The organism is Chryseobacterium sp. BLS98, from assembly GCF_001045445.1.
Taxonomy (GTDB): Bacteria; Bacteroidota; Bacteroidia; order Flavobacteriales; family Weeksellaceae; genus Chryseobacterium.
Map to the genome: position 1 here is coordinate 303,625 of NZ_LFNF01000001.1, position 16,487 is coordinate 320,111.

The 16,487-nt window shown below is 38.4% G+C and carries 14 protein-coding genes; 9 read left to right on the plus strand and 5 right to left on the minus strand.

The genetic code is table 11. The features are described 5' to 3' along the window. Positions 1 to 96 precede the first annotated feature (96 nt). The 3 genes from ACM40_RS01360 to ACM40_RS01370 all read right to left on the minus strand — a co-directional run bounded on the left by ACM40_RS01360 (position 97) and on the right by ACM40_RS01370 (position 3,852). Positions 97 to 2,295, minus strand: coding sequence for a M1 family metallopeptidase (locus ACM40_RS01360; protein ID WP_048501063.1), 2,199 nt, complete (start codon positions 2,293 to 2,295; stop codon positions 97 to 99). 86 nt (positions 2,296 to 2,381) lie between these two features. Next, positions 2,382 to 3,263 carry an SDR family oxidoreductase gene (locus ACM40_RS01365; RefSeq protein WP_048501064.1) on the minus strand — a complete coding sequence of 294 codons (882 nt, stop codon included), beginning with the start codon at positions 3,261 to 3,263 and terminating at the stop codon, positions 2,382 to 2,384. 181 nt (positions 3,264 to 3,444) lie between these two features. Then, complete coding sequence (locus ACM40_RS01370; RefSeq protein ID WP_048501065.1) at positions 3,445 to 3,852, minus strand: DUF1573 domain-containing protein; 408 nt, start codon at positions 3,850 to 3,852, stop codon at positions 3,445 to 3,447. 170 nt (positions 3,853 to 4,022) lie between these two features. On the opposite strand from ACM40_RS01370, the gene ACM40_RS01375 reads away from it, so the two are divergent. From ACM40_RS01375 to ACM40_RS01385, 3 genes are all read left to right on the plus strand, one after another. Continuing rightward, positions 4,023 to 5,270 carry a sensor histidine kinase gene (locus ACM40_RS01375; protein ID WP_048501066.1) on the plus strand — a complete coding sequence of 416 codons (1,248 nt, stop codon included), beginning with the start codon at positions 4,023 to 4,025 and terminating at the stop codon, positions 5,268 to 5,270. Positions 5,271 to 5,288: 18 nt separating this feature from the next. After that, the gene (locus tag ACM40_RS01380; RefSeq protein ID WP_048501067.1) at positions 5,289 to 5,975 is read left to right on the plus strand and encodes a response regulator transcription factor; all 687 of its coding nucleotides are present in this window, start codon (positions 5,289 to 5,291) and stop codon (positions 5,973 to 5,975) included. A gap of 110 nt (positions 5,976 to 6,085) precedes the next feature. Beyond that, positions 6,086 to 8,383 (plus strand): GH92 family glycosyl hydrolase, encoded by a 2,298-nt coding sequence (locus ACM40_RS01385; protein WP_083996762.1) that lies wholly within the window; start codon positions 6,086 to 6,088, stop codon positions 8,381 to 8,383. Between the two features lie 84 nt (positions 8,384 to 8,467). On the opposite strand, the gene ACM40_RS01390 is transcribed toward ACM40_RS01385, so the two are convergent. Next, positions 8,468 to 8,842, minus strand: a complete 375-nt coding sequence (locus tag ACM40_RS01390; protein WP_048501068.1) for a winged helix-turn-helix transcriptional regulator — start codon at positions 8,840 to 8,842, stop codon at positions 8,468 to 8,470. Positions 8,843 to 8,950: 108 nt separating this feature from the next. Between ACM40_RS01390 and ACM40_RS01395 the strand changes: the two genes are divergently transcribed. Next, positions 8,951 to 9,553, plus strand: a complete 603-nt coding sequence (locus ACM40_RS01395; protein ID WP_048501069.1) for an FMN-dependent NADH-azoreductase — start codon at positions 8,951 to 8,953, stop codon at positions 9,551 to 9,553. Positions 9,554 to 9,616: 63 nt separating this feature from the next. Here the strand turns inward: ACM40_RS01395 and ACM40_RS01400 are convergent, their stop codons facing one another. Then, positions 9,617 to 10,954, minus strand: coding sequence for a dihydroorotase (locus ACM40_RS01400; RefSeq protein ID WP_048501070.1), 1,338 nt, complete (start codon positions 10,952 to 10,954; stop codon positions 9,617 to 9,619). Between the two features lie 180 nt (positions 10,955 to 11,134). Between ACM40_RS01400 and ACM40_RS01405 the strand changes: the two genes are divergently transcribed. The 5 genes from ACM40_RS01405 (at position 11,135) to ACM40_RS01425 (ending at position 16,486) form a co-directional block, all read left to right on the plus strand. Beyond that, complete coding sequence (locus ACM40_RS01405) at positions 11,135 to 12,556, plus strand: oligosaccharide flippase family protein (protein ID WP_048501071.1); 1,422 nt, start codon at positions 11,135 to 11,137, stop codon at positions 12,554 to 12,556. Positions 12,557 to 12,710: 154 nt separating this feature from the next. Continuing rightward, a complete protein-coding gene (locus tag ACM40_RS01410) occupies positions 12,711 to 13,727 on the plus strand; it encodes a sugar phosphate nucleotidyltransferase (protein WP_048501072.1) in 1,017 nt (338 codons plus the stop codon). 107 nt (positions 13,728 to 13,834) lie between these two features. Next, positions 13,835 to 14,680: a DUF4292 domain-containing protein gene (locus ACM40_RS01415; protein ID WP_048501073.1), complete on the plus strand. Its 846-nt coding sequence runs from the start codon at positions 13,835 to 13,837 to the stop codon at positions 14,678 to 14,680. Beyond that, positions 14,677 to 16,239, plus strand: a complete 1,563-nt coding sequence (locus ACM40_RS01420; RefSeq protein WP_048501074.1) for a peptidoglycan DD-metalloendopeptidase family protein — start codon at positions 14,677 to 14,679, stop codon at positions 16,237 to 16,239. The genes ACM40_RS01415 and ACM40_RS01420 overlap by 4 nt, the downstream gene beginning before the upstream one ends. Positions 16,240 to 16,270: 31 nt before the next feature. Further along, complete coding sequence (locus ACM40_RS01425) at positions 16,271 to 16,486, plus strand: twin-arginine translocase TatA/TatE family subunit (protein WP_034702992.1); 216 nt, start codon at positions 16,271 to 16,273, stop codon at positions 16,484 to 16,486. Position 16,487 lies beyond the last annotated feature (1 nt).

Consider the following 16,487-nt stretch of genomic DNA (forward strand, 5'->3'; position numbering starts at 1 on the left):
ATAACCTTCCCACCTCCATTCTCTACCTTTCACCAACAAAAAACCTAAACTCCAGTATATGAAGTTTAGGCCTCTCAATATCATTTAAAATATGTTTTATTCTTTGGTAAACTGGTATTCCCTTCCTCCCTGTTTGAAAGTAACCCCCTTTTTATCCTTACTGAATTCCAGCGTTATAGCCGCTTCTTCAAAAGTAAAAGTATTATTCCCTGCATATTGCAGTGGAAATTCCTGCTGATTTCCTGCCTTGGCATAAAGCTGTCCGTTTTTATCAATAAAGGTCAGTTTGATCGGATCACTTTTGGTAACATAAGTCCCTGCAAAATCTTTTGTATTGATCTTATCAACCGGCTTAGTTTCCGCAGAAGGCCAGATATTGTTTTTTGCATTAACATCAGGAACCATTGCATCCGGATCCAGCATTACCTCAGCAATCTCTTTATTTGAATTCAGTTTGAGCACCCATTCCGTATTACGTTTCCAGACTTCAATCGGAATTTTCACGATCTGTTTTGTTCCATCTTTAAATTTCACCTGAACCGTTGTAGGCATCGGAAGCTGGCCAATATTTTCCACTGTGATCTGGGCACCGTTTTTAAAATCACCATTGATGTATTTCACATCTTTAACCGACTGATCGATCTTCCATTTATTGATAAACCATCCTCTCCAGAACCAGTTCAACTCTTCACCGGATACATTTTCCATGGTGTGAAAGAAATCCCAAGGTGTAGGATGTTTGAAAGCCCACCGGTCAGCATACGTCCTGAAAGCTTTGTCAAATTTTTCAGGACCAAGAATAGATTCTCTTAAAATCTGCAATCCCATTCCAGGCTTGAAGTAAGCAAGAACTCCTATGCTTCTTTCTTTCATATTATCCGGACCTACCATGATAGGCTCAATATTATCGCTCATCATAAAGCTTCCGGTTCTGGCAAGATCTTTCTTATGGTAATATTCTCCATTGTTAAAGGCCTTTGTAGATAATTCATTGATAAAGGTATTGAAGCCTTCATCCATCCATGCAAACAGCCTTTCATTGGAACCTACGATCATTGGGAACCAGTTGTGCCCGAATTCATGATCGGTAACTCCCCAAAGGTCTTCGCCGGCAGAGTCCATATGGCAGAATACAATCCCCGGATATTCCATTCCGCCTTCATTTCCTGCTACATTGGTCGCTGCAGGATAAGTATATTCATACCATTTCTGGGAATAATGTTCAATCGCTGCTTTTGTATATTCTGTAGATCTTCCCCAGGCTTTTTCCCCAGCACTTTCTGCAGGATACGCAGATATGGCAACAGATTTTTTACCACTCGGAAGATTTATTCTGGCCGCATCGAGAATGAATGCCGGTGACGAAGCCCAGGCAAAGTCACGGGTCTGATCTATTTTGAATTTCCATGTTTTAGTACCGGAAGCCTGATTTTTACCAATTTCAGATTCAGGACGGATCATCACTGTTTTATCACTGTTTCTGGCCTGCTCCCAACGGTTATTTTCTTCTTTAGTATATACCTCTCTGGAATTCAGGAGTTCTCCGGATGCCACTACATAATGATTGGCAGGAACGGTAATGTTTGCTGTGATATGACCATATTCAAGATAAAACTCAGAAGCTCCTACATAAGGAAGAGTATTCCATCCCATCACATCATCATATACGCACATTCTCGGATACCATTGGGCAATGGTAAATATTTTACCGTTTTTTGTATTGTGCACTCCCATTCTGTCTGAGCCATATTCAGGAGATACAAATGAATATTCAATTTTAATTTTAGCGACACCGCCTTTTGCTTTCAGCTCTTTGGGAAGATCAATCTGCATTCTGGTATCTGTGATGGTATATTTTACATCTTTACCATCCAGCTTTACCGATTTAATTTTATAACCTCCGTCCAAATCTTCCCCATGGGCTCCGTTTCTGCTGCCTGAAGGCGGAACTACAGCATTACCCCGGGAATCTTTAGCAAATAAATTCTGATCCAGCTGCAGCCATAAGAAACTCAGTTGGTCAGGACTGTTATTGGTGTAGGTAATTTCAGCTGTTCCTGTAATTTCATTCTTAGCATCATTCAGGCTAACATTCAGATTATAATCTGCTGAATTCTGCCAATAAGCATGCCCCGGCTGTCCGCTTGCAGAACGGGTTTCCGTACCTGTCTGGGGATAGAAGAAGGGCTTGAATGCTTCTACATAACTGTATTTCGGGCTTTCCTGTGCCAAAGCAGTTCCTGAAAAAAGGAATACTGCCGCTGCTGCAATAAGACGTGGAAGTTTATAATTCATTGGAATAATTTATAAGATTTCTCTGATAAGTTATAAAAAAACCCGGAATCGTTACAAATCCGGGGTTATTTTATGAAAAAATTAAATTAATTTGTCTTTTTAGCTTTGATCATCGCTTCCAGTGCATCCCACATTTCTTTCGGAATATCTTCAAGCATATTGAACTCTCCTGCTCCCTGAAGCCACTCTCCTCCATCTATAGTTACTACCTCTCCATTCATATAAGCAGAGTAATCTGAAACCAGGTAAGCCGCCAGGTTGGCAAGCTCCTGATGCTCTCCTACTCTTCTCAAAGGAACTTTTTTTCTCATATCAAATTTTTCCTGAAGGTCTCCCGGAAGCAATCGGTCCCACGCTCCTTTGGTAGGGAAAGGTCCCGGCGCAATGGCATTGAAGCGGATACCATATTTAGCCCACTCTACCGCAAGAGATCTTGTCATAGCCAGAACTCCTGCTTTTGCACATGCTGAAGGAACCACGTAGGCAGAGCCTGTCCACGCATAGGTGGTTACAATATTAAGAACTGTTCCCGGACTTTTAGAATCTATCCAGTGTTTTCCAACGGAAAGGGTACAGTTTTTAGTTCCTTTTAAAACAATATCCAAAATAGAATCAAAGGCAGAATGGGTCAGTCTTTCTGTTGGCGAAATGAAATTTCCGGCTGCATTGTTCAGTAAAATATCAATTCTTCCAAATTCTTTCAAGGCGGCTTCTTTCATAGCTTCCACCTCATCCCAGTTTCTTACGTCGCACGCAACACACAGAACTTTTCCACCGGTTTCCTCTTCCAGTTCTTTTGCCGTTCCCTGTAATTTTTCCAGATTACGGGAAGTGATCACCACTTTTGCCCCAAGCTGAAGAAAATATTTGGTCATTGCTTTTCCAAGGCCGCTTCCGCCTCCTGTTACAATTGCTACCTTATCCTGTAATGCACCTTCGCGCAACATGGGCTGTGTATATAAATTCATATGATTTTATTTTTTCCTAAAAATACTAAATATTGAATTCATGCCATTTAAAATAATGGGATAAATCATAATGTTATAAATAGTTTTCTCCTTTTACCTGCCTTAATAATAAAAATAAAAAAACACCCTTGTAACGAATCACAAGGATGCAGGGGTCTTAAAACCATATGACTGTAAAATTTTAGGCAACTACTCCTTTGAAAGAAAGTGCTTTAGGGGTTTTGCTTTCGCTGGTGGTTACATTAACCGTTTTCATGAATGGTCCTTTGCTAGCTGCGTTATAACTTGCTTCTACAAATCCTTTTTTTCCGGGAAGAATCGGAGTTTTAGTATAATCTGCTGTGGTGCAGCCACATGATGGTGCTACATTTTCTATAACGATCGGCTTGGAAGAGGTATTGGTAAATTCAAATCTGATAAGTTTTGGTTTTCCCTGAGGGATATTTCCCACGTCTATAGATTCTGATTTCCATTTAATGGCATCAGCAATAACTTTTACTACCGGATTAGTTTCGGAAGGAAATACATTGGCATAAAACGGGGAAAATGCCAAAACGGCCAAAAGTGCTGTAATTTTTAATTTTTTCATGAGTATAAATTTAAATATTAATAAATAAAAGGAATCTGTTATTGTCTTTTTGATATAGCAAATGTAAAGCAGAAGGCCGATACAACTTGTTAACCGCTGTCAAACATTTGTTAACGAGTTGTTAATGATAAAAGATTAATAGATATTTTTGGATAATATTGTTTCAGAAAATGAAAATAAAAAAACTCAATATTATCATAACGCTCGGATTCATTGCTATCATTGGAATTTTAATAGCCCAGCTGCTGTGGACCAGGCAGGCTTATAATCTTGAGGATAAAAAATTCAATCAGAAAGTAAATATTGCCTTATTAGAGGTTGCCAAAAAATTATCCGGTGAGAAAATATCTTTCACCGAAAATCCTGTACAGACTATTGCAAACGATTATTATGTAGTCAATATCAATAATGAATTTCATCCGGTAGTTCTGGAACATTACCTGAGAACGGAATTCACCCGTTTTCAAGTCAATACAGATTATGTATATGCCCTATATAATTGTCATAGTGACAAAATGATGTACGGAAGGTATATGTCTAAAAATCAGGAAGAACCCAGCGATAAAGTGATTAATTTCCCCAAGCATAAAAACCTGATTTACTATTTTTCCATACGTTTTCCTGATAAAACCACTTACCTCAGCAGCTCATTAAGGTTTTGGTATGTGCTTACGGCAGCACTTATTATTATCCTGCTGGTATATGTCTATTCTATCTATACTATTATTCAGCAGAAAAAATTCTCGGAACTGCAGCGTGATTTCATCAATAATATGACCCATGAGTTTAAAACTCCGCTGTCCTCCATCCTTTTAGCATCAGAATCTCTCAGCAAGCAGGAAATGGTACAGGAAAATGCCAAGCTGCAGACTTACACTTCCATTATTATCAATCAGAGCTACAAACTCAACAGTCATATTGAAAAAATACTGAATATTGCCAAGAATGATTCTTCCGGACTGTCATTAAAACCTCAAAAAATAATACTACTCCCTTTTATTCAGGAAATTGCCGATACTATCAAGCAAAAGAATGAAAATATGACGATCGATTTAGAAATTGAAAATCACCTCTCAGTAATGGCAGATGAATTTCACTTTACCAATATCATATACAATATCCTGGATAATTCGATTAAGTATTGTGAAACTGAACCCACTGTAAGAATTTCAGCCTATAAAGATTCAAAAGGTTTATATTTAAAGTTTAAAGACAACGGAATGGGAATTCCACCTAAAAATATTCCTCATATTTTTGAAAAATTTTACCGGGTACCCAACAAAAAGAATGAGGAAGTGAATGGTTTCGGATTGGGGCTGTTTTATGTAAAAAAAGTTGTACAACAGCATAACTGGAAGATTTCGGTTGAGAATAATACAGACAGGGGAATCACTATAACGCTCTTTTTCCCGTTTTAAAATTAATAATGTTTAAGTATGGAGAAATCTAAAATTTTATATGCAGAAGATGATAAAACCATCGCTTTCCTGATCCAGGACAGCCTTGAAAGTTATTATGATATCAACTGCTATTCGGATGGAAGATCTGCACTGGACGCATTCAACAGCCAGAGTTTCGATATCTGCCTGCTGGATATTATGATGCCGGAACTGAACGGGTTTGAACTGGCACAGCAAATCCGCGATAAAAATTCAGAGATTCCCATTATTTTTATTTCTGCAAAAGCTCTAAAAGAGGACAGGATCAAAGGATTAAAACTCGGTGCTGACGATTATCTGGTAAAACCTTTCAGCATAGAAGAATTAATCCTGAAAATTGAAGTATTCCTGAAACGCACCAAAAGGACAGATGCCTCCCCGCTTAAATACAAAGTCGGAAAATACAATTTTGATCCCAAAAACTATACCCTGCAGGATACAGAAAACAGCATTACGCTTACCCAAAGAGAGTCTGAACTGCTTTTATACTTTATCCGAAACAAGAATACAGTGCTGAAAAGACAGGATATCCTTAAAGCAATCTGGGGCGATGATGATTATTTTATGGGCCGAAGCCTGGATGTATTTATTTCTCGCCTGCGGAAAGTATTGGCCGATGAGCAAAATATCCTGATCGAAAATCTGCATGGAATAGGTTTTCGGTTTTCAGAGAAAAATACATGATGAATTATTTATTTTTCTAAACCATTAAGATATAATTCCATTTAAGTTAAAGCAACAAACAATTATTCTTCGATTTTTAATTAATTTTAAGCTTTGAAAATTTGCCATTAATGAAAAATTACGGAACAACTGTTTTTCTATTCCTTCTTTTTTTTAGTTTACATTTTAAAGCTCAAAAATTTGAAAAATTAATACAATACGTCAACCCATTGATCGGGACGGAAAAAATGGGTCATACATATCCCGGGGCAACCGTTCCTTTCGGTGCTGTACAATTGAGCCCGGAAACCGATACCATTTCTTACGAACTTAACGGAAAATATAACGGTGAAGTCTATAAATACTGTGCAGGTTACCGTTATGAAGACAAAACTATTGTAGGATTCAGTTCAACCCATTTCAGCGGGACGGGGCATTCTGACCTTGGAGATTTCCTGATCATGCCAACTGTTGGAAAATTACAATTGAATCCGGGAACAGCATTAAATCCTGAAAGCGGCTACAGAAGCAGGTTTTCTCATCAGAATGAAAAAGCTGAAGCAGGCTATTACAGAGTAAAACTGGACGATCATAATATTCTGGCAGAGCTCACTGCCTCAACGAGAACCGGAGTTCACCGCTATACATTTCCAAAATCTGATCAGGCACATATTATTTTAGACCTTACTGCCGGCATTTATAACTATGACGGTAAAAACATCTGGACTTATGTACGCGTGGAAAACGACGGTACGGTCACAGGTTACCGCCAGACAAACGGCTGGGCAAGAACAAGAACGGTTTATTTCGCCATGAAATTTTCAAAACCTTTTAAATCATACGGGCAGAAGAACTTTGACGGACAACAGGCTTACAAAGGGTTCTGGAGAAAATTCGACCAGACCAAAAATTTCCCTGAAATCGCCGGAAAAAACCTGAAAATGTATTTTGACTTTGATACCCAGGAAAATGAAGCTGTTGAAGTGAAATTGGCCATTTCTCCCGTAAGTCAGATCAATGCGTTGGAAAACCTGGAAAAAGAAACCGGAAACCAATCTTTTGATCAGATAAAAGCTAAAGCTCAGGAAGACTGGAATAAAGAACTGAATAAAATTGTCATCAAAGGTTCTGACACAGAAAAAACAAATTTTTATACTGCAATGTATCATACCTTTATCAGTCCTACCACTTATATGGACATCAATGGCGAATATAAAGGCTTAGATCAGAATATTCACAAAGCAGAAGGTTTTACGAATTACACGACATTCTCCATCTGGGATACCTACCGTGCCCTTCATCCTTTTTTTAATATCATCCAGCCCAAACGGAATAACGATATGGTTAAATCCATGATGGCCCATTATAATCAGTTTTCAATGAAAATGCTCCCGATATGGTCCCATTACGCCAACGATAACTGGTGCATGAGCGGTTATCACAGCGTAAGTGTGGCAGCGGATGCGGTAATCAAAGGAAATTATACCGGTGATCCGAAGGAAGTACTGAAAGCCTGTATCGCAACAGCCAATAAAAGAGATTATGAAGGCATCGGTTATTATATCGACATGGGCTATATTCCTGCAGAGAAAAACGGAACTTCAGTTTCTAACACCCTGGAATATGCTTATGACGACTGGGCCATTGCACAGCTGGCCAAGCATTTGGGCGAAACGGAAATCTATAACCAGTTCATCAAGCGTTCTGAAAACTGGAAGAATAATTTCGATCCGAAAGAAGGATTTATGCGTCCCCGATTGGCAGACGGAAGCTTCATAAAGGATTTTGATGTATTAAGCACCCACGGCCAGGGTTTCATCGAGGGAAATTCCTGGAACTACAGCTTTTTTGTCCCACAGAATCCTGACGGATTGATCCAGGCGATGGGCGGAAAGAAAAAATTTGCTTCAAAACTAGATGAGCTGTTTACGATGCATCTGCCTGATGAATTTTTTGCAGATACAGAAGATATTACCCGCGAAGGAATTATCGGCGGCTATGTTCACGGCAACGAACCGGCCCACCATGTTGCCTATTTTTATAACTGGGCAGGGCAACCGTGGAAGACTCAGGCCCAGATCAGACGCATTCTTGAAATGCAGTACAAGGCAACGCCCGATGGCTTGGGAGGAAATGATGATGCAGGACAGATGAGCGCGTGGTATATCTTAAGTTCACTCGGATTTTATCCTGTAGCACCGGGATCTGAAGATTATGCCATCGGGAGTCCGGCTGTGGATGCCGCAGTTTTAAATCTGGAAAACGGAAAAACCTTTGAAATCGAAGCTGTGAATCAGAGTCCGAAGAATGTCTACGTTGAGAAAATCCTTCTGAATGGTAAAGAAATTAAAAACTCTACCCTGAAACATTCGGAAATTATGAATGGCGGGAAGCTAACATTTTATATGAGTGCCAAGGCGAAAAAGTAATTTTCTGATTGCATCAGAATGATCATATCATCTGAAAAATTATAAAAATAAGGGCTGCAAATTGCAGCCCTTATTTTTATACGATTAAAAGTCTTCTCTAAGTTTTCTCTTGTGAGTTCTCCCCCATTCCGAAAGGGAGATAATAACGGGTTTCAGTGTACGGCTGTAATCGGTCGAAATATATTCCACAACAACCGGTGTCTGTTCGGCATGCACTACTCTTTTGACAAAGCCGTTCAACTCCAGGTCTTTCAATTCATTAGAAAGTACCCTCGCCGATATGCCATTGATTGCTCTCTGCAATTCATTAAAACGGATATTCCCGTTTTCCTGTAAGACAATAATGATCTTCAGCTTCCATTTTCCACCGATAACGTAGATTGCATCTTCCACGGAAGAAAGATTTTCGGAACATTTCCCGGTAAAGGCATGTTTTTCCAAAACAACAGAATTTTCCATACATCTTAAAATTTAACTAACAAAAAGGTTAGTACTAACCTTTTGTTTACTACTAACTTTTGATAAGCAAATGTACATAATTTTGCTAAAGAAATTTTAATTTAAAAAATGAAAAACATACTTCACATTATTTCAAGTCCGAGAACTGAAATATCAGCAAGCAGAAAATTAGGCAATGCCGTTATCGAAAAAATTCAGGAAAAATATTCTGATACGGTTGTAACAGAACGTGATCTTACAAAAAACCAGGTTCCACTTTTAGAAGAAGTGCACATCAATACTTTTTTTTCACCGGAAGAAAGTCATTCTTCCGAGCAGCAGGAAATCAATAAATACTCTCAGGGATTGATTTCAGAATTGCAGGAGGCACATATTATTGTTATTGATTCTCCAATGTACAACTTTTCGGTTCCTGCTACCCTCAGAGCTTATTTTGATTTTACTTCAAGAGCAGGATATACGTTCAAATATGACGAAAATGGTCCAAAAGGGCTTTTAAACAACAAAAAATTATACATTGCTTTTACTTCAGGGAATATTTATTCGGAAGGTCCATACCAGATCTATGATTCTAATGTACCTTACATCAAAAACATTTTTGGTTTCTATGGGGTTACAGACGTCAGCGTTTTCCGTGCAGAGGGTTTATCTATTCCGGGAATCCAGGAAACTTCTTTGGAAAAGGCGATCGAGGGAATTACTATTGATTAATTTTAGAAGCGAATTGTTAGAAAAACAAAGCCCTTTCGAAATTTGAAAGGGCTTTGTTCTTATTTATTCCTGAATTTCAAAAAGCAGACGCTCTCCAAATTTTTGCTCATTTATTTTTCCGTTGTCGTAAACCAGATGTCCGTTCACAAAGGTATGCGTTACTTTGGAATGCAGATTCATCCCTTCCAGCGGGCTCCAGCCGCATTTGTAAAGAATATTGTCTTTAGCAACGGTCCAGTCTGTATTTAAATCAGCCAGAACAAGATCTGCTTTATAGCCTTCTCTTATGAATCCTCTTTTTTCGATTCTGAAAAGTATCGCAGGATTGTGGCTCATCTTTTCAACGGTTTTTTCCAAAGAAATTTTCCCGTTTCTGTAGTTTTCCAGCATAACCAATAATGAATGCTGTACCAAAGGTGCACCGGAAGGACATTTTGTATACACATTTTGCTTTTCTTCAGCAGTATGGGGTGCATGGTCGGTAGCTACCACATCAATTCTTCCGTCAAGAAGTGCTTCCCATAATACATCTTTGTCTTTCTGGGTTTTCACAGCCGGGTTCCATTTGATTAAAGACCCCTTAGTTTCATAATCTTCGTTGGTAAATGTCAGGTGATGAACACAAACTTCAGCGGTAATTTTTTTATCTTTCAAAGGAATATCATTTCTGAACAGTTCCATTTCTTTAGCTGTTGAAAGATGAAAAACATGCAGCCTTGCCCCTGTTTTCTTTGCCAGCTCAATGGCTTTTGAAGAGGACTTATAGCAGGCTTCTTCACTTCTGATCAGGTGATGGAATTTTACCGGAATATCTTCTCCGTATTCATCTATATATTTCTGGGTATTGGCTTTAATGGTGGCTTCATCTTCGCAGTGAACAGCAATCAGCATTTTGGTGCTGCTGAAGATATTTTCAAGGGTTTCAGGATTGTCTACAAGCATGTTTCCGGTAGAAGACCCAAGAAATAGCTTAATGCCCGGAACGTTTCTAGGGTTGGTCTTTAAAACTTCCTCCAGGTTATCATTGGTTCCTCCCATCATAAAGCCATAGTTAGCATAAGCTTTTTGAGAGGCAATTTCGTATTTATCTGCCAGTAATTCCTGGGTAACCGCATTCGGAACGGTGTTGGGCTGATCAATAAAACTGGTAACTCCTCCTGCAATGGCAGCTTTTGATTCAGTTTCAATATCCCCTTTATGGGTCAGGCCTGGATCCCTGAAATGAACCTGGTCATCTATGACGCCCGGCAAAAGATATTTTCCGGAACCGTCAATGATTTGGTCTGCTTCTTCCGTAATACCGGAATCTATTTTGGAAATCACGTCATTTTCTATTAAGATATCGCTTTCGAAGATCTTACCTTCATTTACAATCTTTACATTTTTAATTAGGGTCTTCATTTTTTACTTTTTATAAGAATTGGAGGCTAAATATGAGAAGTCAGAAAGTTTTGAGTTACTAGTTGTTAACTTCCGGTACCTGCCTTTATAAACAACAAAATTAAGGTTTATGAATGAATTTTAATGTTGCCGATTATAAATCTATTTCTAAATATTTACATTTGCATAAAATTTCACACATTGAAAAAACTTCTCAACGAGACTATTATATATGGAATTGGGGCGATCATGCCAAGAGTTATCCTGTTCATTCTTAATCCTTTATACATTAATCAAATTAACAATAAGGATTTCGCCATATTTTCAAATCTGTATGCTCTTATTTCTTTTGTGAACATCATGCTTTCTTTCGGTTTTGAAACTGCATTCTTCCGTTTTTCGGCGGATAAGGATAATGAAAAGAAAACTTTTAACACTTCATTTTGGTTCTTATTCGGTTTATCTACGGCTTTTCTTTTAAGTTTACTGATTTTCAGTCAGTCGGTGGCGGACCAGCTGGGATATTCATCCAATCCCGAATACATCCGGTGGTTTGCATGGATCGCATTTTTCGATAACCTGTGTGTCATTCCTTTTGCATGGCTCCGATTCAATAACAAGCCGGTTAAATATTCTTTAGTGAGAGTCTTGCAGTCCCTTTTTCAAACAGTTATAACCGTTGCTTTATTCTTATATATTCCTCTGAGTGTTTCTCAGGGTTTCGGACTGAAAGAAAAGGTATCATTTCCTTTTTACAGTAATCTTGCTGCAAGCTTTTTAGGTTTTCTGCTTCTGCTTCCTGTTGTTTTCAAAGTAAGATTTCAATTTTCCACGGAGCTTTTTAAAAATATGATCAAATATTCCTGGCCGGTAATGATTGCAGGAATGGCTTTCATGGTCAATGAAAATTTTGATAAAGCTATCCAGATCTACAATATCCCGAATGAAGATGCCGGAGCCTACGGCGGATGCTATAAATTAGCTGTTTTAATGACCTTGTTTGTAACGGCTTACAGGATGGGAATCGAGCCCTTCTTTTTTAAGCAGATGAATAATAACAATGCTAAGAACACCTATGCTAAAGTGACAGAATATTTTACATTCTTTGCCTCAACGGTAGCCATGGGAATTATCGCCAATATTTCATGGCTGAAGCAGATCCTTATTCCTAACAGCAGCTACTGGACAGCCATTGATATTATCCCGATTATCGTTATCGCCAATCTCTGCTTTGGAATTTATTATAACTTTTCCACATGGTATAAAGTAACGGACAGAACTAAAGTGGGAACTGTAATTTCCTGGCTGGGAGCCATCCTTACCATTGCTTTAAATTTACTATTTCTCCGCAAATACGGATTTATGGTTTCTGCATGGGTAACGTTTATTGCGTATTTCGTGATGATGATCACCTCTTATCTGTTAGGACAGAAATATTACCCTATCCCATACCGTATCAAAAAAATGACCTTATTCCTTGGATTGCTGATGCTCTTCAGCTTTGTTATTGTTTATTTATTCGATTATAATTTCTGGGTGGGAAATCTCTTATTTCTTGTGTATGCAGGAGTTTTAATGTATTCAGAAAAAAATATGCTGTTGTCAAGGATCAGAAAAAACTAATTATGGCCTCTAATTTGATGCTATTGACTTCTTTTAAAAAAATTAAACACAGGTTTATCAAGATGATAAATATTACGATCAGCAATGATTTTAATTATTATCTTTAGCCTGATCAAATTATAAAATAACAACTAAAAACATTGTCATATTATTTATGAAAATAATTGTTCCTATGGCTGGACGCGGCTCCAGATTACGTCCACATACTCTGACAGTTCCAAAACCTCTTATCCCGATTGCAGGGAAACCTATCGTACAGAGACTGGTGGAAGATATTGCTAAAGTGGCAGGTGAAAAAATTGAAGAAGTAGCATTTATCATTGGGGATTTCGGACCGGAGATTGAAAAGTCTCTGCTTCAGATAGCTGAAAAACTGGGAGCAAAAGGCAGTATATACTACCAGAACGATCCGCTTGGAACAGCACACGCCATTAAATGTGCAGAAGATTCCATGCAGGGAGACGTAGTGATCGCTTTTGCAGATACACTTTTCCGCGCAGACTTCCAGCTGGATAAAAACTCCGATGGAGTGATCTGGGTAAAAAGTGTAGAAGATCCATCTGCTTTCGGAGTTGTAAAATTAGATAACTACGGTTTTATTACAGATTTCGTTGAAAAACCTCAGACTTTCGTTTCAGATCTTGCCATCATCGGTATTTATTACTTTAACAGTGCTGAAAAACTGATGAACGAGATTAACTATATTATGGACAATAATATTAAAAACGGAGGTGAATATCAGTTGACAACAGCATTGGAAAACCTTAGGGCAAAAGGAGCAAAATTTACTTTAGGAAAAGTAAACGACTGGATGGACTGCGGTAATAAAAATGCCACCGTAGAAACCAACAGCAAAATTCTTGAATACGAAAGAGAAGAAATGCATAATTATCCTGCATCAGCAGTGATTGAGAATTCACTCATCATCCAGCCGTGTTTTATCGGCGAAAATGTAAAGATCTCCAATTCTAAAATTGGTCCTGGAGTTTCATTGGGAAATAATACAATCATTGTGAACTCCAATATTGAAAACTCTCTAATTCAGGAAAATACAAGGATCAATCACGGGAACCTTTCCAATTCCATGATCGGAAATTCTGCACAGTATTTTGGAGTTTCCAGAGAGATTTCTTTAGGAGATTATTCTGTTTTAGATTTTTTGTCTAAATAAGATCAGAAATATTTAATATAAAGCAACATACGTCCGGGCCACACAATATTTCTTGTGTGGTTTGGCGTTAATATTGCAGCGTATTTTTTTAATTGAAAGATAAATACATGAAAAACTGGATCCCGATACTTCTTATATTTCTTACCCTATCCTCTTGTAAAACAAGAAATGCCGCCAAAAACAACAACGGTAATATCAAGGACAGCACAATTGTAGCAGATGACAACGGAAATCCCAAAGATGCCAATGAGCCGGTAAGAGATAAGCTTACCTTCTACGAGCATGTACTTATCCCGCCAAAATTTGATCAGATCAAGATCAACAGTAAAGTGAATGTGGAAACAGGAAGCTTTATTCCAACCCTTGATGCCACTATCTATATTGAAAATGATAAAAAGGTTTGGATGAATCTTCAGGCTCTTTTATTTAATGTGGCAAGAGGTATTGCTACTCCGGAAGGGATCAAAGGGCAGGACAAAACGAGCAGAACTTATATTGACTCGGATTTTGATTATCTGAACAACCTGCTTAATGTTAATTTCATCGATTACAAATCGCTGGAAAAAATATTAATGGGGAGAACTTTTGTGAAAATCAGTGATTCCCAATTTACCCTGACCAAAAATATGCAGGGCTTTAAAATGGTTTCCAATACCAGCCAGAAAATTGTGACCGATCAAAAAACCAGGGAATACAAAATTGCCCTCCAGTATGATACCAATTATGATCTTTTAAGTGTCAATTTAAAAGATGTTCTATCTCCTGATGAGCTGGAAATCTCTTACAGCAACTGGAATGAATACAATGGAATCCGCCTTCCGAAAAATGTTAAAATAATTATAAAAGGATCAAAATCTAGCCAAATTTTACTGGAAAACACGAAATTTGACTTTTCGAGGATGGAAACACCTTATTCTGTACCATCCAGTTATAAGAAAATTGAGATTAAATGATTAAAAAATTTAGCTTTTTAATAGGTATTCTACTGTTCGGCTTTCATCAGGGACAGCAGAACAAGGAACAGCTTCAGAAACAGAATGCCGATCTTAAAAAACAAATTGTACAGATAAATACAGACCTGGCGAAAACCAGAACTGAATCCAAACTTTCAGTTGCCTATCTTAATAATGTCAATAAAAAACTAACTCTGAGAGAAAAGGTATACACCAATACTCAGAAAGAAAAAAGATTTATTGAAGATGAGATCTATCTGCGTCAGCTGGAAATCAACCGTCAAAACAAAGAACTGGCAGTTCTCAGAAAGAATTATGCCGAAGTTCTCGTGAATGCTTACAAAAACAAAGGGGTACAAAACAAAGTTACCTTTATTCTTTCATCCAAAAATTTAGGGGAAGCTATAAGAAGAGTTCAGTATTTGAAACAATATGCTGACTATCAGGATAAAAAAGCGGCGGAAATAAGCGATGCAGCTGCCCAGATCAAAAAATCAATCGCACAAAAACAGAATTCTGCAAGAGAAAAAGAAAACCTTCTGATCAATCAGCAGAAAGATCTGGCAACCATTAATGCTGAAAGAGCACAGAAGGAACAACTGCTGGCAGATTTCAAGAAGAATGAGGCCAAGCTTACGGTAGAGCTTAAGCAGAAGCAGGTTCAGTCCAAAGCTTTAGAAGGACAGATCAGAGCCATTATCGCAGAAGAAATCAGAATAGCTAAAGCTGAAGAAGAAGCAAGAAAAAAAGCCGAGGCGGAAAAAATCCGTATGGCTAAAATTATTGCAGACAGAGAAAAAGCAAGAATTGAAGCGGAAGCCAAAGCCAGAGCTGAAGCACTGGAAAGAGAAAGAAAACTTGCGGAAATTGAAGCTAAAAAAGCAGCAGATCTTGCCGCAAAAAGAGCTGAAGAAGAACGAAAACGTAATGAAGAGGCAGCAAGGGCAGAAGCCAATGCAAAAGATGAGGCCAGAAGAGTAGCAGCTAAAAAAGCGTCTGACGAAGCCAATGCCAGAGCAAAAGAGGCATCTGACAAACTTATTGCAGCAAGAGCAGCAGAAGCCGCACTGAATAAGAAAAAAGAAGAAGAGAAAAAAGCCGCCGAAACCAAAGCAATGACCAGCTATGGAGTGACCACAACTACAGGTAGCAGTTTCGCAGACAGCAGAGGAAGACTTGGCTATCCTGCGGACAGAGCCGGGCAGATTACCCACAGATTCGGAAGGCAGCCCCACCCGGTTTTCAAAAATATTGTTGAGGAAAATACAGGAATTAAAATAGCTGTACCTTCAGGCACCCGTGCCAAATCCGTATATCCCGGATCAGTCTCTTCTGTATTGGCAAACAGTGACGGAACAAAAACCGTAATGGTAAAACATGGAAACTATTTCACCATTTATTCCAATCTGGGAAGCGTAAGCGTATCCAAAGGGCAGCAGGTTTCCTCCGGTACTCCGGTAGGTACGGTAGCCCAGGATTTCGACGGTTCTTACACCCTTGATTTCCAGGTATGGAACGGAAATACACCAGTTGATCCGCTAGGTTGGATTTCATATTAAAAAAAGCGTAACTTTGCAAAAATCTTAAGAGATGAACACACTAACAATACTTGCCCTATCTTGGCAGCACATCCTTATCGTAGCAATTCTTTTGGTATTGCTGTTCGGAGGAAAGAAAATTCCGGAATTAATGAGAGGAGTTGGTTCAGGAATCAAGGAATTTAAAGATGCAGTGAAGGAAGAAGACAAACCAGGTTCTGAAAACAAAACCTCTTCTACCAATAACAACAACACTACCAGCAACTAAA

What these genes read in the sequence shown, in the direction of transcription:
- ACM40_RS01425 (WP_034702992.1), top strand. Translation starts at nt 16,271, where the DNA reads ATGAACACACTAACAATACTTGCCCTATCTTGGCAGCACATCCTTATC.
- ACM40_RS01400 (WP_048501070.1), bottom strand. Translation starts at nt 10,954, where the DNA reads ATGAAGACCCTAATTAAAAATGTAAAGATTGTAAATGAAGGTAAGATC.
- ACM40_RS01380 (WP_048501067.1), top strand. Translation starts at nt 5,289, where the DNA reads ATGGAGAAATCTAAAATTTTATATGCAGAAGATGATAAAACCATCGCT.
- ACM40_RS01415 (WP_048501073.1), top strand. Translation starts at nt 13,835, where the DNA reads ATGAAAAACTGGATCCCGATACTTCTTATATTTCTTACCCTATCCTCT.
- ACM40_RS01385 (WP_083996762.1), top strand. Translation starts at nt 6,086, where the DNA reads ATGAAAAATTACGGAACAACTGTTTTTCTATTCCTTCTTTTTTTTAGT.
- ACM40_RS01410 (WP_048501072.1), top strand. Translation starts at nt 12,711, where the DNA reads ATGAAAATAATTGTTCCTATGGCTGGACGCGGCTCCAGATTACGTCCA.
- ACM40_RS01375 (WP_048501066.1), top strand. Translation starts at nt 4,023, where the DNA reads ATGAAAATAAAAAAACTCAATATTATCATAACGCTCGGATTCATTGCT.
- ACM40_RS01365 (WP_048501064.1), bottom strand. Translation starts at nt 3,263, where the DNA reads ATGAATTTATATACACAGCCCATGTTGCGCGAAGGTGCATTACAGGAT.
- ACM40_RS01360 (WP_048501063.1), bottom strand. Translation starts at nt 2,295, where the DNA reads ATGAATTATAAACTTCCACGTCTTATTGCAGCAGCGGCAGTATTCCTT.
- ACM40_RS01395 (WP_048501069.1), top strand. Translation starts at nt 8,951, where the DNA reads ATGAAAAACATACTTCACATTATTTCAAGTCCGAGAACTGAAATATCA.
- ACM40_RS01390 (WP_048501068.1), bottom strand. Translation starts at nt 8,842, where the DNA reads ATGGAAAATTCTGTTGTTTTGGAAAAACATGCCTTTACCGGGAAATGT.
- ACM40_RS01420 (WP_048501074.1), top strand. Translation starts at nt 14,677, where the DNA reads ATGATTAAAAAATTTAGCTTTTTAATAGGTATTCTACTGTTCGGCTTT.
- ACM40_RS01370 (WP_048501065.1), bottom strand. Translation starts at nt 3,852, where the DNA reads ATGAAAAAATTAAAAATTACAGCACTTTTGGCCGTTTTGGCATTTTCC.